The sequence below is a fragment of the Rufibacter glacialis genome (assembly GCF_008271745.1).
Classification (GTDB): Bacteria; Bacteroidota; Bacteroidia; order Cytophagales; family Hymenobacteraceae; genus Nibribacter; species Nibribacter glacialis.
Genome location: NZ_VKKZ01000023.1, coordinates 73,150 through 93,723, shown reverse-complemented (window position 1 = coordinate 93,723; position 20,574 = coordinate 73,150). Strand labels below are relative to the sequence as shown.

Annotated in this window: 14 protein-coding genes; 6 read left to right on the top strand and 8 right to left on the bottom strand. The window is 52.5% G+C overall.

Annotated features, from left to right (window positions below; all coding sequences use genetic code 11):
• Window positions 1-74: 74 nt before the first annotated feature.
• Window positions 75-800 (bottom strand): GlxA family transcriptional regulator, encoded by a 726-nt coding sequence (locus tag FOE74_RS16400; protein ID WP_308422725.1) that lies wholly within the window; start codon window positions 798-800, stop codon window positions 75-77.
• 521 nt (window positions 801-1,321) lie between these two features.
• On the opposite strand from FOE74_RS16400, the gene FOE74_RS16395 reads away from it, so the two are divergent.
• Both FOE74_RS16395 and FOE74_RS16390 read left to right on the top strand, forming a co-directional pair.
• Entirely contained in the window at window positions 1,322-1,774 is a 453-nt protein-coding gene (locus FOE74_RS16395; RefSeq protein ID WP_149099722.1) for an SRPBCC family protein, read from the top strand.
• A gap of 126 nt (window positions 1,775-1,900) precedes the next feature.
• Window positions 1,901-2,368 (top strand): VOC family protein, encoded by a 468-nt coding sequence (locus FOE74_RS16390; protein ID WP_149099721.1) that lies wholly within the window; start codon window positions 1,901-1,903, stop codon window positions 2,366-2,368.
• Window positions 2,369-2,573: 205 nt separating this feature from the next.
• Here FOE74_RS16390 and FOE74_RS16385 read toward each other — a convergent pair whose 3' ends face one another.
• The gene (locus FOE74_RS16385; protein WP_149099720.1) at window positions 2,574-3,173 is read right to left on the bottom strand and encodes a porin family protein; all 600 of its coding nucleotides are present in this window, start codon (window positions 3,171-3,173) and stop codon (window positions 2,574-2,576) included.
• Window positions 3,174-3,565: 392 nt separating this feature from the next.
• Here FOE74_RS16385 and FOE74_RS16380 point away from each other — a divergent pair, with 392 nt between their 5' ends.
• The gene (locus FOE74_RS16380; protein WP_149099719.1) at window positions 3,566-4,312 is read left to right on the top strand and encodes a ThuA domain-containing protein; all 747 of its coding nucleotides are present in this window, start codon (window positions 3,566-3,568) and stop codon (window positions 4,310-4,312) included.
• Between the two features lie 88 nt (window positions 4,313-4,400).
• Here the strand turns inward: FOE74_RS16380 and FOE74_RS16375 are convergent, their stop codons facing one another.
• Together FOE74_RS16375 and FOE74_RS16370 are read right to left on the bottom strand one after the other, a co-directional pair.
• Window positions 4,401-4,910, bottom strand: a complete 510-nt coding sequence (locus FOE74_RS16375) for a YciE/YciF ferroxidase family protein (RefSeq protein ID WP_149099718.1) — start codon at window positions 4,908-4,910, stop codon at window positions 4,401-4,403.
• A 279-nt stretch (window positions 4,911-5,189) separates the two neighbouring features.
• Window positions 5,190-8,015 carry a DUF4961 domain-containing protein gene (locus tag FOE74_RS16370; protein WP_149099717.1) on the bottom strand — a complete coding sequence of 942 codons (2,826 nt, stop codon included), beginning with the start codon at window positions 8,013-8,015 and terminating at the stop codon, window positions 5,190-5,192.
• Window positions 8,016-8,216: 201 nt separating this feature from the next.
• Here FOE74_RS16370 and FOE74_RS16365 point away from each other — a divergent pair, with 201 nt between their 5' ends.
• On the top strand, window positions 8,217-10,238 hold the full coding sequence (locus tag FOE74_RS16365; RefSeq protein ID WP_149099716.1) for an alpha amylase C-terminal domain-containing protein: 2,022 nt from the start codon (window positions 8,217-8,219) through the stop codon (window positions 10,236-10,238).
• Between the two features lie 225 nt (window positions 10,239-10,463).
• Here FOE74_RS16365 and FOE74_RS16360 read toward each other — a convergent pair whose 3' ends face one another.
• Together FOE74_RS16360 and FOE74_RS16355 are read right to left on the bottom strand one after the other, a co-directional pair.
• Window positions 10,464-11,822, bottom strand: a complete 1,359-nt coding sequence (locus FOE74_RS16360; RefSeq protein ID WP_149099715.1) for a glycosyltransferase family 4 protein — start codon at window positions 11,820-11,822, stop codon at window positions 10,464-10,466.
• Window positions 11,823-12,638: 816 nt separating this feature from the next.
• Complete coding sequence (locus FOE74_RS16355) at window positions 12,639-14,435, bottom strand: glycosyltransferase (protein ID WP_149099714.1); 1,797 nt, start codon at window positions 14,433-14,435, stop codon at window positions 12,639-12,641.
• Between the two features lie 407 nt (window positions 14,436-14,842).
• Here FOE74_RS16355 and FOE74_RS16350 point away from each other — a divergent pair, with 407 nt between their 5' ends.
• Window positions 14,843-15,274: an acyl-CoA thioesterase gene (locus FOE74_RS16350; protein WP_149099713.1), complete on the top strand. Its 432-nt coding sequence runs from the start codon at window positions 14,843-14,845 to the stop codon at window positions 15,272-15,274.
• Between the two features lie 570 nt (window positions 15,275-15,844).
• A complete protein-coding gene (locus FOE74_RS16345; RefSeq protein WP_225840858.1) occupies window positions 15,845-17,341 on the top strand; it encodes a M20/M25/M40 family metallo-hydrolase in 1,497 nt (498 codons plus the stop codon).
• A 140-nt stretch (window positions 17,342-17,481) separates the two neighbouring features.
• Here the strand turns inward: FOE74_RS16345 and FOE74_RS16340 are convergent, their stop codons facing one another.
• On the bottom strand, window positions 17,482-18,405 hold the full coding sequence (locus FOE74_RS16340; protein WP_149099711.1) for an alpha/beta fold hydrolase: 924 nt from the start codon (window positions 18,403-18,405) through the stop codon (window positions 17,482-17,484).
• 245 nt (window positions 18,406-18,650) lie between these two features.
• Complete coding sequence (locus FOE74_RS16335; RefSeq protein WP_149099710.1) at window positions 18,651-20,309, bottom strand: M1 family metallopeptidase; 1,659 nt, start codon at window positions 20,307-20,309, stop codon at window positions 18,651-18,653.
• Window positions 20,310-20,574 lie beyond the last annotated feature (265 nt).

Here is a 20,574-nt window from a genome sequence, read left to right as displayed (position 1 = left end):
TGCACCTTTCCAGGTCAGAGATGCTTTTCCAAAACCTTTAGGGAAAGCACCTGCGCTTTCTTATGCGGTACCGCTTAGGCTAGTTCCACCGCTTCCCTGTTGTATTTGTTCCGGTATTCCAGGGGCGAAATACCGGTGATTTTCTTAAAAGTGGTCCTAAACGCTTTGGTGTCTGAATAGCCCACAGAATACATCACCTCGTTCACATTCTCCCTGGAGGACTCAAGGCTCATTTTGGCTGCTTCCACCTTTACCCGCTGTATGTATTCCACCACCGTATTGGAGGTGGCTTTCTTGAAACGGCGCTCAAAATTGCGGCGGCCCAGGCAACACCTTTCCGCTAGTTCCTCTACGGTGAGCTTGGCCGGGAAATTTTGCTCAATATATTCCTGCACTTTTTTGATCTGCTCGTCCGGGTGCTCTTTCTGGCCATGGAAGATGATGAACGGGGACTGGCTGTTGCGGTCAATGTCAATCTCAAAGATCTTGGAAGACCGGATGGCCATGCTTCGCCCGGCGTATTTCTCTACCAGGTACAAAATCAGGTTCAGAGAAGAATACGCACCCCCACTGGTGTAAAGGCCGCCTTCATCCGTGATAATCTTGTAGGGCACCAGGTTCACCTCAGGGTACATCTGCTTGAACTCCGGGGCCGCCAGCCAATGAGTGGTGCAGCTGCGGCCTTTGAGTAACCCTGTGGCGGCCAGAAGGAAGGCCCCAATGCACAAAGACACCACTTCTGCCCCTTGCTTGTATTGTTTGATGATCCAGGGGAGAAACGCCTGGTTAGCGGCCACCACCTGCTTATGTCACCGTGCACGGCTGGTATGAGGATGAGGTCGGCCTGGGCTGCCTCTTCCAATACCAGCCCTGGCGTGATGCTGAATACCCCATTTGTGACCTTGTTGGTTTTGGTGAGGCCCACCAGCTGCACTTTGAACAAAGGGGCCTTGCCCGTTCTGGCTAAGCCCTCATTCACCATGGAGAACATCTTGCAAGTGGCCTCCAGGTTACTGAAGCTGACATCACCTTCGGGTATCAGGAGCGAGATGTGTTTCATAGCCTTAAAATAAAAAGGAAAGCAGTCGTAATCAACCCTTCTATTGTCGCAATCCCCCATCCTTGCAATTGGTAAATGATTGTATGTTTGCACTATACCAGCTCCATTTCCTAGTAAGTGGGGTCATGCCACCTTCGGGCGAAAGGCTATCCCAACTAAGGAAATCCCCGCCCGTTTAGAACCCAGTTTCAGGAAATCAAGCTCTAAACGAACCTCAGAAATTACTACCTTAGGTACCTGTTCAATCAACGTTTTACCCTTATGGAAAAAACCACCATCAAAAATGGAATTGAGATCAACGCACCCGCAGCGAAAGTGTGGGACGTGCTGTTGCAGGACCACTATGTACGGCAGTGGTACGCCGCTTTCAGTGAAGGCGCCTACGCCGATACGGATTGGAAATTAGGCAGCAAAGTCCTTTTCACAGACCACACCCAGAACGGCATGATTGGTAAGGTAGTGGAACACACGCCCCACCAAGTGCTGTCAGTGCAGTATGAAGGGTTGCTGGTGAACGGGGAAGAGGACACCCAAAGCGAAGGAGCGCAGGCCGTGCAAGGTGGCTTGGAAACCTACAGACTCAAAGAAACTGCCCAGGGTACGCAGATAGCCGTTGAGGGAGATATGTCACCGGAGTACTATGATATGATGGTAGAGTCCTGGGACAAGGCCCTGCTTAAGATAAAGGAACTGGCCGAAAATAACACTCATTAAGTTTCGGGCCTTTTTTCTTTAAAACACCAGAAAATCTGTTTCCGGCAATCGCCTTTTAGGCTTCCTGGGTTTTAAGGCGATTTGTATGCACCCGCCAAAGGAGTACCTCACCTCAAATAAATAACCATGGTCACCTTACATCCATACCTAAATTTCAACGGCAATACCGAAGAAGCCTTCACCTTCTACAAATCCATCTTCGGAGGGGAGTTTTCTGCGCTGCAACGCTTCAAGGACACGCCGGAGGCTGCTAGGGTTCCGACCCATGAAAAGGAAAAGATCATGCACATCGCCTTGCCCATTGGGCAGGGAGGAATGCTCATGGCCACCGATGCCCTTGAATCTATGGGCCACTCGGTTACCATGGGCAACAACTTTCACCTGTCTCTTTCCACCCAAAGCGAAGAAGAAGCCTCTGCCCTGTTCCAGGCGCTTTCTGAGGGTGGGAAGGTGTTGGTGCCCCTGGAGAAAATGTTTTGGGGCGACCTCTTCGGGATGGTGAAAGACCGGTTCCAGATAAAATGGATGGTCAGCTACACCCTTCCCCAGACCCAGCCAAGGCCAGAGATGGCCGCGGAATCCACCACCGTTTAGTTCCTCACCCAGGCATAAAATCAGTAAAACTGCCCAAGCCTTAAAAAAAACCATCCCCATAAAACCGCTCGCCTGATGACAGACGCCAATCGGTTTTATGGAGATGGTTTTTACAAGATCAGGAGAACTTGAAAAGCATGGCTCCTGATCTTGATTCCCTGGCAGGCAAATCCTCTCCAGGAAGAAAGCCTTCTACTTACCTTCTTTACTTGCCAAACAATTTATAGCCCAGGCTCAGAATCACCTGCTGGTTCCTGAAATCCACGCTTCCGGTGTTGGGATCTGTATAGGAGCGCTTGAGGCGTTCATACCGCACATCAGCGGTGATCCGGGAGATATCAAAACCCGCCCCTACTTGGTAGCCCCAATCTGAAGATTCAAAGGAATCCTTGATCTCTTCCTTCTGCATCTTGCTGTTAATCATGATGGATGCCACGGGACCGGCATAGGCGCGCAGGAAAAACAATTTGTAGCCTACCAGAATAGGTACATCCAGGTTAGTGAACCCAATCTCCTCTATGGACGTCTGGCCCATTTCATTCGGTACTTCAAATTTGCCGCCGGAGGAAGAAAGAACCGCTTCGGGCTGAAGGAGGAAGCCCGCCACGTTGAGCCTGGTGAAAACCCCGGCATGGAAACCGGTGATACTACCTTCTTCCCTGAACTGGGAAAAATTGGCATTTGGGTTTTTGAAGTCCACGTTAGAGGAACTAACCCCCGCTTTCAACCCCAAGGTGAACATTTGCGCCTGAGCCGCCAGGCTGGTTAGGGCAAAAAGGGCCAGTGAAAGAAAAATACTTTTCATAGAAGAAAGTGGTAAAGTAAAAGGAAGGAGATATAAAACGGTGTGTTTCCGGTAGTAAACGAACCATACGCAAATTTCTTTCCGTTTTCAGGGGTTTTACTTGAAAATTTTCGAAAAAGAAAAGCTCCGCAGGATATCTCTTGGTTTTTTCTTTCTGCAGGGGTACCGGCCCCAGGAGATTTCCTTGGCCGAAGGTTGAACAGATTATTTCCTTTTAAAAGCCCGTCTACTGTCTCTACCTTCCACTTGCCGGCTACCCAAACCAACAACCCCTAACCCATCAAGCCTTCTGGGAGGTTTGCAAAACAGAAAGAAAAATACTAGCATTAGTACCTGAACCCCAACCATATTCAGGAAGCGCCAGGTGGGCTTCTTTACTCTTGCTGCACGCTATGAAACCACTTTTATTGCTCCTCTCGTTCTGCCTTTTGGTCTTCTGCTCTTGTACCACCCTAGAAGGATTCAGTCAGAAAAAGGCTTTGCCGTCTGTGCTGGTTTTCTATAAAACGGCCGGTTTTTACCACACCTCCATCCCGGCCGGTCTTGCCGCGCTTCAGAAAATGGGGAAGGAAAACGGGTTCAGGGTAGACACCACCAAAAACGCCGGGAAGTTTGTGCCAGATACGCTGCAGAAATACAAGGCGGTTATTTTCCTCAACACCACCGGCGACGTGTTGAACGATCCGCAGCAGACTGCTTTTGAACAGTATATCAAAAAGGGCGGCGGATTTGTAGGCGTGCATGCGGCCACTGACACGGAATACTCCTGGCCCTGGTACAACCAGCTGGTGGGGGCTTATTTTGCCAATCACCCCAAGGTACAGACCGCCACGGTGCGGGTAGTAGACAAAGGCCATGCAGCAACCCATTTTCTGCCCGAGGCCTGGGTACGGAAAGACGAGTGGTATAACTTCAAGAACCTCAACCCCAAGGTGAAGGTCTTGGCCCATCTGGATGAAACCACCTACTCCGGCGGCACGAACGGCGCGCACCACCCTATTGCCTGGTACCATACTTTTGATGGCGGACGGGCCTTCTATACCGGCGGCGGCCATACCGCCGAGAGCTATGCTGAACCTTTGTTCCTGCAGCACCTTTTGGGCGGCATCCAATACGTATTGGGGTTAAAAGGCAAGTAACTTCCACCCGTTCCTCATAGCAAAGGCCTGCTACTTTTCAGAAAAGAGCAGGCCTTTGTTTGGGTGCGAGGCATGAAGGGTTGTTCTTTTACAGAATGCCGCTGCCGGGCATGGCTTTCTGGTTGATGTTGTTTTTGGCCAGGTTGTTCAGCAGGGTATCGGTTTTCTGCTCTTCTTCCAGGCTCATGCGCAAGAGTTGCGCCACCTCGGTTAGGCCCAGTTCCTCCGCCAGGTAGGCGGCGGTGCCGTAGCCGGAAATCTCATAGTGCTCAATTTTCTGTGCGCCGCAGATGAGGGAGGCATCCATGACCTCTGGGGTGGCATCTTTGTGCATGGTTTTCTCGCCCTCGGCGATGAGCCCTTTCATGCTGGGATTGCCATCGCCTTCGGGGCTAACTCCCAGTTGGGCGGCAATTCGTTCCAGGCGCTCGGCTTGGACCTTGGTTTCTTCCAGGTGGGTGGTGAAGGCGGATTTCAGTTGCTGGCTGTGGGCTTTTTCTATCATGCGGGGCAAGCCCACCATGATCAATCTCTCTGCGCTGTACAGCACCTGTACCTCGTGGCTCAGTAAATCTTGTAAGGTTTTCAATTCTGCCATAGTCTTGTCTTTTAATCTGTTAGGTGGTGAATCCTAAATTTTACGCACCCCCTCCCTTGAAGTTGATGGTATAAATACCCTATTCCCGGCTTAACTCCCTCTAATCTCCCCTTTGCAAGACTATTGCCTCCATAACTCAAAAATTTGGGTCTGAGGGAGCACGAGTTTTAACATAGCTGTCTAGCCTGCCCCATAAAAAAGCCTTCCCTGTTTGGAAGCCGTTTTTCGAAAACAGCCCCCAAAACAGGGAAGGCAAAAGAAAAGGAAGCGTCTTGGGATTTAGGGCACCACTACTACCTGGATGGTTTTAGCGGTAGTCCCGGTTCTCACCTTCACATGGTACAGGCCTGGCGCCAAGCGATTCTTGGTGGCCGTGGTAAGGCCCAGGGTGTGGGTATGCGAACCAGCTGACTTTTTGCCCAAAGCTTTGCTGGAGATCAACCGCCCCATTTGGTCATATACCTGTAGGGTCACATCAGTGGAGGCGGCCAGTTGGTATTGGAGGGTGATGCTGCCCGTTCCGGTGGGGTTAGGGTAAGCTACCACGTTTTTGGCCAAGGCACCTTGCTCGTCTTTGGAGCTGAGCAGGATGCTAGAGGAAGTGAGTCTTTTGGTGGTATAGATGCGGTACTCCCCGGGTTGTAAGAGAAGGGGCTGGTTAACGTTAGTCACCGCCAGGGCCTCTCCCGTCACGAAGTCATACCAGGTACCCGCATTCTGGAATTTAGGGTCAATGCTGCCGGCCGTCACCCCAAAGTTCCCCAGCACCGCCACGTTCATGTCGGGGTCTTGCAGGTGGATGGTTTTCAGGAGGCCTTCCAGGTTGAGGGTGTAGTTGGCAGATTCAAAGGCGGGCTGGTTTATTTTCAGCTTGATCAAAGCCGCGTAAACGTTGAAGAGCTTCTTGCGCTCCGGGTCCTGCAGGTAGTTCCAGAGAATGGGTTTGTTGCCCGTACGCCCGTTCTGGTTGATGGGGATCTCGTACCCCAGCTCACCGAACTGCCAGACCATCTTAGGCCCTGGTATGGTGAAGAAAAAAGCAGCGGCTAACTGCATGCGTTGCAAGGCGGTGTTCAGGTTCTTCACGTTGTAGGAGCCGGAGCTGGCCCCGTAGTTCAAGGCCTCGTACATCTGGCGCTCCTCGTCATGGCTCTCCATGTAGCCTACCACGTGCGGGCTGGCCCAGCCGCGTTGCTTGTAGGAGATCCAGTTGAAGTTAGAGTTGTCTGCATAGCCCAGAATGGCTTGTTTGTAATTGCCGTGCAGGTTGCCCCAGAGCATCATGCCATGGTTCGCCAATTCGGTTTCCTCTCTGTTTTCAGCAAAATGCTCCAGAATCACATAAGCGTCTCGGTCAACCGTCCAGATATGGTCTGCCATGCGCTTGAGGATGTCAATACGGCTTTGGTCATACTGGCCCATGGCGTTCACGTTGCCTATGGTCTGCTTCTGGGTGAAGCCTTTGGAAAGATCGAACCGGTAGCCGTCAATCTTGTATTCCTGGAGCCAGAACTCGGTAACACGGTCTACATAGTACTTGGTGGCGGCGCTTTCATGGTTGAAATCATGGCCCACGTTGAAATCATGGGTAGGATCCTGGTTGAACCAGGGGTTATCGGCTGTGGTCTTGCCGGTGGCCGGGTTGAAGTAGAGCTGCACCATTGGAGACTGCCCGAAGGCATGGTTCAGGACCATGTCCAGGATCACAGCCATGCCCCGGGCGTGGGCTTCGTCAATAAACCGTTTCAGCAAATCCTTAGAGCCGTAGTACTTGTCCGGCGCGAAATGATAGGCCGTGTTGTACCCCCAGCTCAGGTTGCCCTCAAACTCCTGGATAGGCATAAGCTCAATGGCATTCACCCCCAGGCGGCTCAAGTAATTCAGGGTATCGGTTAAGGTTTTGTAATCGTGCTTCTCTATGAAATCACGCACCAGCAGTTCGTACACCACCAAGTCGGTTTTCTTGGGGCGGCTGAAAGAAGGCACTTTCCAGGTATAGGCGGTTTGGTTTGTCTGGAACACAGACACCATGCCCGTGGCTTTCCCGGTTGGATAGGCTTTCAGGTTAGGGTAAACCTCCGCCGGTATAAATCGATCTTCATTAGGATCTAAGGTCTTCTGCGTATATGGGTCTCCTAGGCGTAGGTTTTCGTCAACCAGGTACTGATAGGCGTATTCCTGACCGGGCACCAGGTTGTCTATCTGGACCCAGAACCGAGAGCCGTCTGCGGTGCGGTTCATGGGGCTGGCCCCTACGGTCCAGTTGTTGAAGTCACCCACTACGTATACATTCTGCTTTTTGGGCGCATATAGGTTCAGCAACACGCTGGTGGCACTGAGGTAGGTAACGCCATCCTTGGCCCCCGCCGGAAGCGCTTGGACAGGCGTGGCGGTGCGCACCACAAACGTGAAAGAGTCCACTGCCGTGGTGGCCCCGCTTTCGGCGGTCAGTTTCACTTTGTTAGACCCGGCTACCGTGGCGATCAATTCTGTCTGGAGGGTAGTGCCCGTGGCTTCTTCCTTCACTTTCTCGCCGTTCAAATAAAGCGTGAGCTTTGCAGGAGCAGATGAAGTGCCTTGCACCGGTATTTTCTGGCCTTGGTTTACAAACAACCCATTCAGTCCTACAGCGGGCTGGGTAATCGAAACATTGACGGCGCCGGCTGAGTAGAGAGGTACCTTGATGTCTTTGCCTCCGTTGTCTTTGCCTTCTTTGCTGCCGTTCGCGGTGCGGAACACGAACATCAGGGCTTTGATCTCCTCATTGGCCGGCACATTGTAGTACGTGCGGGGGTTGAGGGTGATCTGGTACCGGTTGTTCCCTAAGGAGGTCATCAAAGCCGCCGGGGTGTTCACGGTCCAGGCCGCCTTTACGTGCCTCCAGTCGGCGTCTGAGTTACTCAGGTTGGTGAGTACCCCGGTATGGGCGTAGATAGGCTCATTCAGGTTGATCAGGCCCGCGGTTCCTTTGGTGGCATCAAAGGTGATGGTGACGGGCTCATTCTGCGTAGGAAAGGCGGGTGACCAGGTCACCACCTGCGCCTGTACCGTCTGTGCCAGCAGCAACACCAGCAACAAGCTTAGCAATCGGAACGTAGTTTTCATGCAATAGGCATTAAGTATTTAACGATGGGACAAAAGACAAACCGAGGGGAATCACGAAATCGATTTCCTTGCGAATTTATTAAATTCTGCGCGTTTTATCAGGTAAATATTACAAAGTTCTAACCTTATTTTTCCACCTTCTCCAGAAGTTGCACCTTACCCTCAGGAAGTGTAACTTAACCCAATCCCAAACTCGCCATTATGCCACAGGTACCCCCTACGCTTCCCTTAGTCCAGTCAGATAGTTGGCTAGCACCCTACGCGCCGCAGCTCTTGAAACGCCTGGACAGGTTAGAGAACACAAGGCAAGCCATCAACCATGAACACGCCTCCCTTGACGCCTATGCCGCCTGGCACCGGCAGATGGGCCTGCATTATGAGCCGGAGAACCAAGGGTGGCGCTACCGCGAATGGGCCCCCGCCGCCCAGGCCCTTTCTTTGATTGGGGATTTCAACTTCTGGGACCGGGCGGCGCATCCGTTGCAGAAAAAAGAAAACGGTATCTGGGAGGTATTCCTTCCCCAGGACCAGGTACAGGTACTTCACGGTCATCGGTTCAAGGTGCATGTGGTGGGCGCCACGGGAGAAGGCCGCGACCGGGTCTCCCCCTTCGCCTTCAGGGCTGTGCAGGACCAGGAGACCTATGATTTCTCGGGCCAGTACTGGGCCCCGGAAGAATCTTTCTCCTGGACCGACGAGGAATTTGATGCTACCCAACTCACCCAGCCCCTGATCTATGAGTGCCACGTGGGCATGGCGCAGGAAAAACATGGCGTAGGCACGTACCGCGAGTTCGCGGACCAGATTTTACCTAGAATCGCAGAAACGGGGTATAATTGCCTGCAGCTCATGGCCCTCATGGAGCACCCCTACTACGGCTCCTTTGGCTACCACGTCTCCAGTTTCTTCGCCCCCACGTCACGGTTTGGTACCCCTGAAGACCTGAAATACCTGGTGAACCAGGCGCACCGTTTGGGTATTGCCGTGATCATGGACCTGATCCATGCCCATGCCGTGAAGAACGTGGCCGAAGGGCTGGCAGACTTTGACGGGTCGGGCGGGCAATATTTCCACCAGGGGCCCCGCGGGCACCACCCGGGCTGGGATTCCAAGTTGTTCAACTATGGGGTGCCCGAGGTGCGCCGCTTCCTGTTGTCAAACGTGCGGTACTGGCTGGAGGAATTCCACCTGGACGGTTTCCGGTACGATGGCGTGACCTCTATGCTGTACCACCACCACGGCGAGGGAGTAGCTTTTGGCCACTATGACCGGTACTTTGACAAAAGCGTAGACGAAGATGCCATCCTCTACTTACAGCTTGCTTCTGATCTGGCCCACTCCTTTACCCCGGGTTCTTTGCTGATCGCCGAGGACATGAGCGGCATGCCCGGTCTCTGCCGCCCCATTGCTGATGGGGGAATAGGTTTTGATTACCGTCTGGGCATGGGCATTCCTGATTACTGGATCAAAACCCTCAAGCATAAGCGCGACGAAGATTGGAACCTGGACGAGATCTGGTATGAACTTACCAACCGGCGGGAGGGAGAGAAAACAGTGGCCTACGCCGAGTCACATGACCAGTCTCTGGTGGGAGACAAAACCATAGCGTTTTGGCTCATGGACAAAGAGATGTACTTCCATATGCGCACCGTAGACCAGCACCCGGTGATTGACCGGGGCATGGCGTTGCACAAAATGATCAGGTTGATCACCCTTTCGTTGGGCGGAGAAGCGTTCCTTACCTTTATGGGTAATGAGTTTGGCCACCCTGAATGGGTAGATTTCCCCCGATTGGGCAATAACTGGAGTTACCAGTACGCCCGGCGGCAATGGTCTTTGGTGGACAATGGCGAGTTGAGGTACCGGCAGTTGTGGCAATTTGAGAGAGACATGCTGGGCCTGGCCCAAGATAATACCCTCCTGGAACAAGGACCGGCCCAGAAACTACACCAGGATAACACCAACAACGTGCTCATCTTCCAGCGGGCTGGTTTGGTGTTCCTTTTCAATTTCCACCCCAAAAACTCGGTGCCAGATTACCGGTTCCCGGTGCTGGAGGCCGGTAGTTACTCCCTGGTCCTTTCTTCAGACACGCCAGAAACGGGTGGCCATGACCGCGTTGACACGTCAATCCGCTACTTCACCCAACCCACCAAATACGGTCCCCGGTTGAGCATCTATTTACCTAACCGCACCGCCTTAGTCTTGCGGAGAGAAGATTGATATCTGGAAGGAATTGGTCAAGCAGCGCCCACGTTTCTCCCCTTTTTTCTTAAAAGGGCTCTAAAACGGAAGAAGCTACTTACCGGTTGACTGCATTACCTCCTAAAGCTCCCTTCTGAAAAACAGAGGAAGAGGCATATAAAAGTCCAGTAAAAAGCCGACCGGCTGTGATGGTCACCCATCACAGCCGGTCGGCTTTTGTTGTATTGGAAAGGGGTTTCGGCTCTATTCCTGCAGAAGCAGAACGCTGTGCAGGCTTTCCATTACCTGGTCAGCCGTGGTACCCCACGTGAGTTTCTGCACTGCTTTCTGATTGGCTTCCACCTGATTTTTGCGCAGCTCCTCATCTTCCAGCAACTGCAGGATGTGCTGAGCCAGGCCTTCGGTGTCATTGCAATCTGCTATGCTGGCTTCCGGTAATACTTCGGCCGCGCCGGTCTGGTAGGTGATCACTACCGGGAGTCCGGCTTGGGTGGCTTCTAAAGCTGCTAACCCAAAAGGCTCAGACAAGGCGGGCAAGCAGAAGACGCTGGAATTCTTGAGCAGGGCCTCCGCCTTGACCGGCGGAAGGAAACCGGTGAAGGTCACCGCCGCTTCTATGCCCAGGCGCTTCACCATCTGCTTGGCTTCGTCTAGTTGAGGACCATGCCCGGCTACCACAAAAGTCACCTCCGGGTCTTTGTTCAACACCAATTTGGCTACTCGCAAAAATTGTAAGGGGCCTTTCTGGGCCACCAAACGTCCCAAGAAAGTAACCTGTTTTCTCTTAGGCGACTTCACCGGCGAAAGCTCGGTTTTCACGGCCCCATTATAGACCACCTGTACTTTTTTGGCGGATATGCCGTAGCGCTTGGTGATCATGCGGGCGGTTCGGTCGCTTACCGTCAAAATCAGGTCCGCCTCATGCATGGCTTTGGTTTCCAATTCATACACCCAACCCAAGGGCTCGCCTACCTGGCGGTCAAAGGAAAGGCTATGCACGTGCACAATCAAAGGCACCTTGCGTTGGTTTTTGATTTCCATGCCGGCCAAAAAGGTCATCCAGTCATGGGCATATACTGCGTCAAACTCTTTATGCGAGGCCAGTCTGGCCGCGTAACGGGCAAATTGGATCACCTCAAAATTAAGGGTTCCTTTGGTGCTACTGGTATAGGTGATCTGGGGCTGTCCTTGGGGGAAAGCATACGCTGGTGCTGGTGCTGGTGAAGATGGAATCTGGGGCTCACCCAGGCCATTTGCTGAAGCCAGTTTTTCCTCCGCTTCCCCTTCTTGGGAATAAGCCTGGGCCCCAGGGGCAGCAGGGTCTTCATAAGGAAACAGGGCCGCCGGCACCCGGTGGGTGGTGGCAAATCGTTCAAAGGTTTTGGCTACGGGAGCCTGCTTTATTTCTTCCAGGTCAAGGCCGTCTAACCCCACTACCTCAGCATGCTGATCAAGGGCCAGATTATCTGCCTGGGGCACAATCATGGTAAGCTCTACTTGTTTGGCTAAGGCTTCGGCTAAGTGAAAACAGGCTTTGCCTACTCCTCCATTTAAAATAGGCTGATCTTCCCAGCCAAGCATTAATACTTTAAGTTTTCTCATTATATGATGGATTCACTAAGATGCGCAAAGTGAGGTGTCTTGTAAAGATAAGTAAGGCAGACGCTACATCAAGCCTACCCCTTAATTTTTTTATTAAATTATTCACAAAAACAGAATTCTTAAAAGCATTCCGTAATTCTGCGGCCATTTTTACGAACAAATACGCAAGAAATTGCACCAAATTTTGATTTCTCCCTCTTCTATGGTGAAAGGGATAGTACCATGCGGGTGCCTCTTTTCAAGGATACTATCTGCAGGGAAGACGTAAGAGTTCCTCAGAGATAGCCTTCTCGGCAGGTGGAAGCAATCTAAGGTTTAGCCATCCATCCACGGCTACTGAAGGGCAAATCTCAGAAAAAGGCTTCTGCCAACGAAATCCCAGGTTCTTGAAGGGTTCCAGAGGAAAGGACGCGAATTTGTCCTGGCACTACTAAACCCTCTGATGGACGCAAAGGGTTCCACTCTGAAAGGTCAAAGTGTCAGGAGGAGCTTTAAGATCCGATGGATTAACAAAACCAGGTAGCTCCTTCTTCGGAATTTCAACTAAATCTACCAATCTCTTTTTTGACATGCGGGTGAAGACACAAGGCAAAACCCCAGGAGATAGGTGCTGCCTCTTCCTCAAGATTTCCAAGTTCATTGGACCAGAATAGGGTTCTAGCAAAGATAGCGCTTAAAGTTACGCCCACTGGGTAAGGAGATAATTTATGGATAGACTTAAAATTCGGGTTTGGTTTAGGCGGCGTTTTTCTGTTAACGCCGCCTAAACCAAACCCGGATTTTGCCAAGAATAATTCTATCTAAATAACGATACTCCTACTCCTGGTTGGTACTGAGGGCTAATTGGTAGGCGCGTTCATAATGTACCAGCAACTTCTTCCAGTCAAACATCTCAGAGAGACCTTCCACTTTATTCCGTTGCGTAATGCGCTCGCGGCGGCTCAGTTCTACGTAGTCAAACAGATGTTGCGTGAGTTGTTCGGCAGATTCGTCAAAGCTTTTCTCGTGGCGGTCAATCACGTAAATGCCTTTGTCGGTGTGTTTTTTGATGTTCTTCTTCACGTAGTCACCAAAGCCCGACAAGTCACTGGTGACGGCCGGTATGCCGCTGGCCACGCACTCCAGCGGCGTGTAACCCCACGGTTCATAGTAACTGGGGAAAACCCCTAAGTGACAGCCCCGCACAAATTGCCCGTACTCCATCCCGAAGAGCGGGTTGGTGGGTGAGATAAAGTCAGGGTGGTACACCACCTTCACGCGGTCATCAGAATTGTTCACCAGGTTGGAGGTCCGCAGGAAATGGAGGATCTCATCGGTCTGGTCGTTTACCAGGTTGTGGGTCACTACCGGTGGCAACAGGTGCGTCTTCCAGGACTGGATGGTGCGGCGGTACCTCAGTTTCCAGTAGTCATCCACGTACTTGTTCAGCTCCGGCAGGCGGTGGTCAGAGCTGGTGGCCGCGTCATAGAACAGGCGCTCCCCAATCTGCTCCTGAATGGCATCACACGTATCCTGAATCTCTTCCATGAGGGCCTTGGAATGCAATACGTGCGGGTTAATGGTGGTGAACGGCTGCTTGGTGACAAAGAACATCACCACCGTCATGTCGCTCTTAGACACCTTCATGCGGTGGTTCAGGCGGGCCAGGGCTTCCAGGGTAAGGTCAAAGCCTTTGTTGCGGTACTCAAAGCGGCCCGAGGTGAACAGGTAAATGGTTTTCTCCAGGTCAAAGGGGAAGCTCTGGAAGAAATGCCCCATCACAAACTTGTGGATCTTCTTCTTATAGGTAAGGTGCAGGTTCTGGAACTCGTGCATGGCAATGAACCGGCGTATGTTCAACCCGTTGGGCAACACCGTGTCCGGGATGCGGTCCAGGAGGTAGATACATTCCCGCACCGTTACCTCGCTCACCGTAGTAAAAACGTGCGACCCATGGGCGGCGGCCCGCTCAATGGAAACCGCGGGTTCAATATTGAAATGCCGGGCCTCCCGCTGCCAGTCAACAGAGGTGAGCTGGTCATAGAAGTTAGGGTCATTCATGGCCAGGTACCGCCCCAGCAAGGTGGCATGAGTGGTGAACACGATCTTTACCGGCACCTGCTCGCGGCGAAGGTCAGGAATGGGCGAACCCACCATCCATTCGTGGAAATGAGCCACCACCTGGGTTTTTTCGGCCAGGATGGTGATGAACTGCTTTACCTGGTGCCCAAAGGCCAGCACCTGGTGCAACAGGTCTTCATTGGAGGTGGGAATCTGGTGGTTTTCCCACAGGAAATATTTGATCTCTCCCAACTGACCAAACGCGCTGTACGGGTTAATGAGCACAATGCGCGGCCGCCCGGTCACCAGCCAGGTTCCATAATAGCATTCCACCCCCTGCGCCCGCAGCTCCAGCACGGCCTGCCCATACACATCTGAATAATCATCTGTGGGCTCAAACTCGTTGGCCGCATGTTGCGGGAAATAAGGCCCGATGAGGCAGTACTGGTCGCCCCAGTATTCAATCATGGCCGGTACTTTGGAGCGGATCACCGTGTAGATACCACCTACTTGGTTGCACGCTTCCCAGGCTATTTCCAGAAGATGCGGAGAAGCAGAAGACATTTGTTGCATGGGAGGGTCATTTTAGAGCTATTTTACTCAAATTAGGCTAAAAGGGATATATAAACAGTCAATTATTTAGATTTTTTCATTTCCGGATTTCGGCTCCTGCCGCACCCTCTTCCTAAGCGCTTCAAACTCAACCCAAAACCCCTATCCGCTTCTTCCAACCCTACTCTTTGCAAACTAAAGGATGCATGCTTATTATTTTCCGTCATTCAAGTGGAGCAAAGCCGCCTACAACCTCACCTACAGGGCCCAACCTTCTACCCTCTGCAACCTATCCTCGTTCCATTCCCACTTCTTCGCCTTTTTTCTGCCATGCAAAACCAAAAGCTTCGTATGCCTTATAAGTTATTGGAAGAAAAACCGCCGGAAACCCAAAGAGGCACCGGTTCCACCACCAGCTGATTTAAATTATGAGCATTGTATATGAAGGGCACGTGATCTGGGCCCAGGTAGACGCCAACATGCATTTACGCCACTCGGCGTACGCCGATTTTGCCGCCCAGGCCCGTATCTCCATGTTAGACAGCCTGGGCCTTGACTTCAAAGCGTTCCAACACCTGAAACTGGGCCCCATCCTGTTTCGTGAGGAACTCCAGTACCTGCGCGAAGTGGGGCTTAACGACAGCATCAAAATTGAATCAGTGCTCACTAAAGCCCGGGAAGACGGATCGCGGTGGTCCATCAGGCATGAACTGTACCGCGGAGACGGCGTGAAAGCGGCCATTATTGTGGTAGAAGGCGCCTGGATGGATCTGCAGAAGCGGAAGCTGGGAACCCTGCCCGAAGAACTGTCCCAAAAATTCATGAGCCTGCCCCGAGCGGAGGATTTCGTCCTGGAGTAACTGCTTGTTTTGGATGTGTTTTAAAGGAATCAGCCTTAAAATAGTGAATGATACAGGAACGATCAGGCTTTCCCCCTGCCTTATTTAAAGTTTCCCACTGGTCCCCACACCTTGGGCAAAGGTTTGTAATTCCGGAGAGAAGCAAACCTTAAAAACCCGCTTGCTGAACCTGAAAAAGGGTTGCGGCGGTAGCAGGAAACCAACCTATTTGTTTCAGGGTCATTATAGTAGAAATAGCCCCGAAACAAAGAACCTGGGTGGAAAGGAATTAGTGGAGCGCATTTTCTTTCCTGCGTTTTCTCAGTAGAGAGCATAGCAATCATTAAAGTTTGTATTTATAAAGGGTGCGCAGCAGGAACGCCAAAGTTTAACTTCCTGAAAAGAGGCTTCTTCTGGAAAAGGAGCCCTAAAACATATTTTCCGGTAATTATCTGACTTTTGTGGGGCAATATTTATTTGCCTTCCTAAATTTAGGTCATGATAAAACAAATTACCCTCCCGGGGAGGTACGTTAAGAAAAGTACCTCCAGACTATTGTTTCTTTCCCTGGTCTTCTCTGCCCAACTTGGAATGGCGCAGACCAAGAACCCCATGGTGGAAAGTATTGTGCAGGAAGCCACCCAGAACTCACAGCTGGAAACCTTGGCTCATGAACTCATGGACGTAGTTGGTCCGCGTCTGGTGGGCACTCCCCAGATGCTGCACGCCAATGACTGGGCCGTGGCCAAGTACAAAGGCTGGGGCATTTCGGCCCGAATGGAGAAGTGGGGCGAATGGCGCGGCTGGCAACGGGGCATCTCGCACATTGACATGGTGCACCCCCGCGTGAAATCACTGGAAGGCATGCAACTGGCCTGGAGCCCCAGCACCAAAGGAAAAGGCGTGACCGCCGAGACCATTCTGCTGCCGGAAGTCACCGACTCCCTTTCCTTCCAGAAATGGCTGCCTAGCGTGAAAGGCAAATTCGTTCTGATTTCCATGCCACAACCCACCGGCCGCCCAGATTACAACTGGCAGGAATGGGCCACCAAAGAATCATTTGAGAAGATGAAGAACGAGCGCAATGCCCTCACCGAGGCCTGGCGCACCAAGATGTCCAAAATGGGCTATACCGCCCGCACCTTACCGGTTGCCTTAGAGAAAGCCGGCGCCGCGGGTGTGGTGATGTCAAACTGGTCGGCTGGTTTTGGCGTGAACAAGATCTTCAGTGCTTACACCAAGAAAATACCTACCGTAGACCTGGCCCTGGAAGACTACGGCATGCTGTACCGCCTCACCGCCTCGGGCCAGAAGCCTAGAATCAACGTGGTAGCCGAGTCGAAGGAAAAAGGCATGGTACCGGCCTTCAATACCATCGCAGAGATCAAAGGCACCCAGAAACCAGATGAGTACGTGATTTTATCAGCGCATTTTGACTCCTGGGACGGCGGCACCGGCGCCACCGACAACGGCACCGGCACCATTGTGATGATGGAGGCCATGCGCATCCTGAAAAAATTGTACCCAAATCCAAAGAGAACCATTTTGGTGGGCCATTGGGGTAGCGAAGAGCAAGGCCTAAACGGTTCCCGCGCGTTTGTGGAAGACCACCCTGAAATAGTGGCCAAGACCCAGGCGGTTTTCAACCAGGACAACGGTACCGGCCGGGTAGTAAACCTATCTGGATCAGGGTTCCTGCATTCCTATGAGTACCTGAACCGTTGGCTGGCCCCTGTTCCGAACGAGATCAAATCACAGATCCAAACCAGCTTCCCGGGTTCCCCTAGCGGCGGTGGTTCTGACCATGCCTCCTTTATAGCGGCCGGCGCGCCTGCCTTCTCGCTTTCTTCGTTGAGCTGGTCGTACGGCAATTACACCTGGCATACCAACCGCGACACCTATGACAAGATCGTGTTTGACGATGTGCGCAGCAATGCCATTCTCACCGCCATCTTGGCCTACATGGCCAGCGAAGACCCTACTACTTCTTCCAGAGAGAAGAGTGTGGTACCGGTAAACCAGAGAACCGGTCAGCCCGGCACCTGGCCTGCCCAAGGGAAACCAACCCGTAAAGGCGGAGTGGAATAAACCTTCAGGGGAGTAAAAAAATTAAGTAAACAGTCCGTTTTTTTAAAACGAGTATAAAAGCCTTCGCAGGAAATTGGGTTCTTCCCCATGCCCCTGCGAAGGCTTTTTTGTGTGGCTATAAATCCAAGAAAAAAAAGGGGTCAACCAGCTGAACGGCGGCTGAGCAGGTATCCTCCTACCCCTACGGCCAATCCCAACCCTAAAATGGCCGCCCAACTTGTGCCCGGTTTTCTTTCCCTGGCCATTTCAGCGGAAAGCAATGGTTCATAGTTGATGCCGCTGGTGACCGTTAAGACCAATTGGATGGCTTCTTCAGGAGAATCCCATTGGGGGAAATGGCCACAGCGCGCAAACCAGTGCAGGCAGGCATCGGGGAAAAGCGAGAGCGCCCGGGAGGCCTGTGCCGGGAAACATACCCGGTCTTGCCGTCCCCAGCCAATGACCAATGGAGCGGAGATGGTTCCGCGCGGGGCACCTTTCTGGGTTTCGCCATACGCCAGATGATACAACAGCTCGTCAAAGGACGGCGAGGAAGCCAATGTTCGCATTTCTTCCAACACCAGTTCTGCCGGTAATTTCCAGGGGCGGGCCGAAAACTGCGGCAACAGCAAAGTCCGGCCTATGGGACTCCCGGCCAGCGCGGGCATGATTGGTTGCAGTTGCTGCACCAGGCGCTTGGAGGCCGCCACTGAATAATAGAAGAAAGGCTTCTCCCACCCTTGCCAGAACCCGCCGGGGTCTAAGGCTACCACCGCGCCCAACACCCCTCCGCGCCGGGCCAGTTCCAGCACCAAACGGGCCCCCATGGAACTTCCCACGGCGTCTATGCCCAAAAGCTGCTGCTGTTCCAGGAAATCGGTGACGGCGTCTGCCAGGGTTCTGATGGATACTTCGCCTGGCAAAGGAGGCGTGGCGCCATGTCCCGGCAAATCCACCACAATGACTTCGCGGCCGGCTTCTACCAACCCCGAAACCATCAACTGCCAGGAACGGGAGCTCCCGCCAATACCATGTAGCAGCAACAGCGGTTTGCCCTGCCCGAGGCGAAGGAAATGCATGTCCATAAAAATGTTCGGTTTTGGAGCCCAAGGCGTTATGAGGCTTTTTTTAAGGTACGCACATCAACGCCCTCGGTTTTTCCTTCTGGCCCTCCTGCTTCCTTATTTCTCTCTGCTCTTCCATAAGTTACACCTCATCACTTCCAGCGTTTCAAAGCAGATTTTACAAAAAGGAGCTGAAAACAGAACTGCCTAGGCTTTACCGGGTTGGCAAGCCAAGGCAGTTCTGTCTTTATTATAAGATAGGCTATTTATGGTACCCGCTGCTGGGTCACGTAGAAATTAGGGTCTACCTGAAGGTCTTCAGCTCCCGCGGGCAGTTTCGTTTTTTTCCAGGTACCGGCTACCGGTTGCAGCCATTGCTCCTTGCCCGCCACCATTACTTTCACAGGAAGGTTGAACCCTTTCACGCTGTTGCCCCAGCGGTAGGCCAGGGTATTGCCATCCACTTTGTATTCCAGCACCGGAATGCGCACATCGCGCAGGTACTGGTTGAAGAAGGAGGTCAAATCACGGCCGGTTTTCTGGCTGATGTACTTCTCTATCTGGGCAGTGGTCACGGTTTGGTGGTAGAATTCCTTGTTGAGGCCCCGCAGGATTTTCCGCCATTTCTCGTCATCGTTCACCACCTGCCGCAGGGTGTGCAGCATATTGCCGCCCTTGGAATACATATCACCCGAGCCGCTGTGGTTCACGTTGTAAGTGCCAATGATGGGCCGGTCACTCCTGATTCCCCGGCGGGTACCGATCACGTACTCACTCCCCGCCTTCTTGCCGTGGTAATATTCCACAAAAAGGTTCTCAGAATAGTTGGTAAAGCTTTCATGGATCCACATGTCCGCGGCATCTTTGTAGGTGATGTTGTTGGCGAACCACTCGTGGCCGCTTTCATGGATGATGATGAAATCGAACTTCAAGCCCCAGCCCGTGCCGCTGAGATCACGGCCCAGGTAGCCGTTCTGGTACTTGTTGCCGTAGGTCACCGAACTTTGGTGTTCCATGCCCAGGTAAGGCACCTCTACCAGCTTGAACCCGTCTTCATAGAAGGGGTAGGGCCCAAACCAATGCTCAAAGGCTTTCAACATCTGGGGTACCTGCTTGAACTGCTCTTTCGCCTTATCCAGGTTTTCGCGCAGCACATAATACGAGCAGTCCAGGTTTCCTTTCTCGCCGGCGTAGGTTTCTGAGAAATGCACGTAATCACCCAAGTTCACATTCACGCCATAGTTGTTGATGGGGTTGGTCACCGCCCAATGATAGGTTTTGGTACCATCTTCGTGCTGCTCAACCTGCCGCAACCGGCCGTTGGAGACATCTACCAGGTTCTGCGGCACCGTGACCCTGATCATCATGCTGTCCGGTTCATCATACATGTGGTCTTTGCAGGGCCACCAGAGGCTGGCGCCGTCTCCCTGGCAAGAAGTGGCCACAAACGGAAGTCCGTTGCTGTCTTTCTTCCAGGTCACGCCCCCGCTCCAGGGCGGATTGGTGCTCACCTGGGGTTTGCCACCGTAGATCACCTCTACGGTCTGCAGCGTGCCCGGCGTTTGCTTGGCCTGTAACTGGATAAACCAGGCGTTGCCGTCCTGTTTCACCGCCAGGTCCTGACCGTTCTGCCGTACCCGCTCAATGCGCATGGGGGGCTGCAAGTCAATCTGCATGGTTTGGTGCGGCTTCAGGACTTTATAGCGCACCAGGTTCACGCCGTTCATGGTACTGTCTTGCGGGTTCACCTTGAGGCGCAGGTCATATTGCACCAGATCCCACCACGCCCGCTCCGGCGTAATGGAACCTCTAAGGGTATCCTGGCGGGTAAAGGTAGGCGCCTTCTGGGCCAAGGCCGAAGGAAGAGTTACTAAGCCCAACACGGCGGAAAGACCAAGTGCTAAGGCGGAAAAGGGTTTTCTCATGTATAGGGAGTTTTAAGGGCAATTTTTAAAAAAGAAGCAGAAAACCGAAGCTTACCCTACTATTTTCTCACTGCTGGTGAAGAAGCGTTTCCAGCGTATTTTTGTCGAAATAGCGATTTTCTTCTTGACGGTTTTTGCGCCTCTTCTTAAGGAAGGGCCGCCTCCTTCAGAAGCAAATATAGCCATTCCAGCTTCTTAACCAGTTAGCAGCGAACATGATTAGAAACGTCCCCTAAAACCATTTAAACCCTGTTTTTAGAGAAAC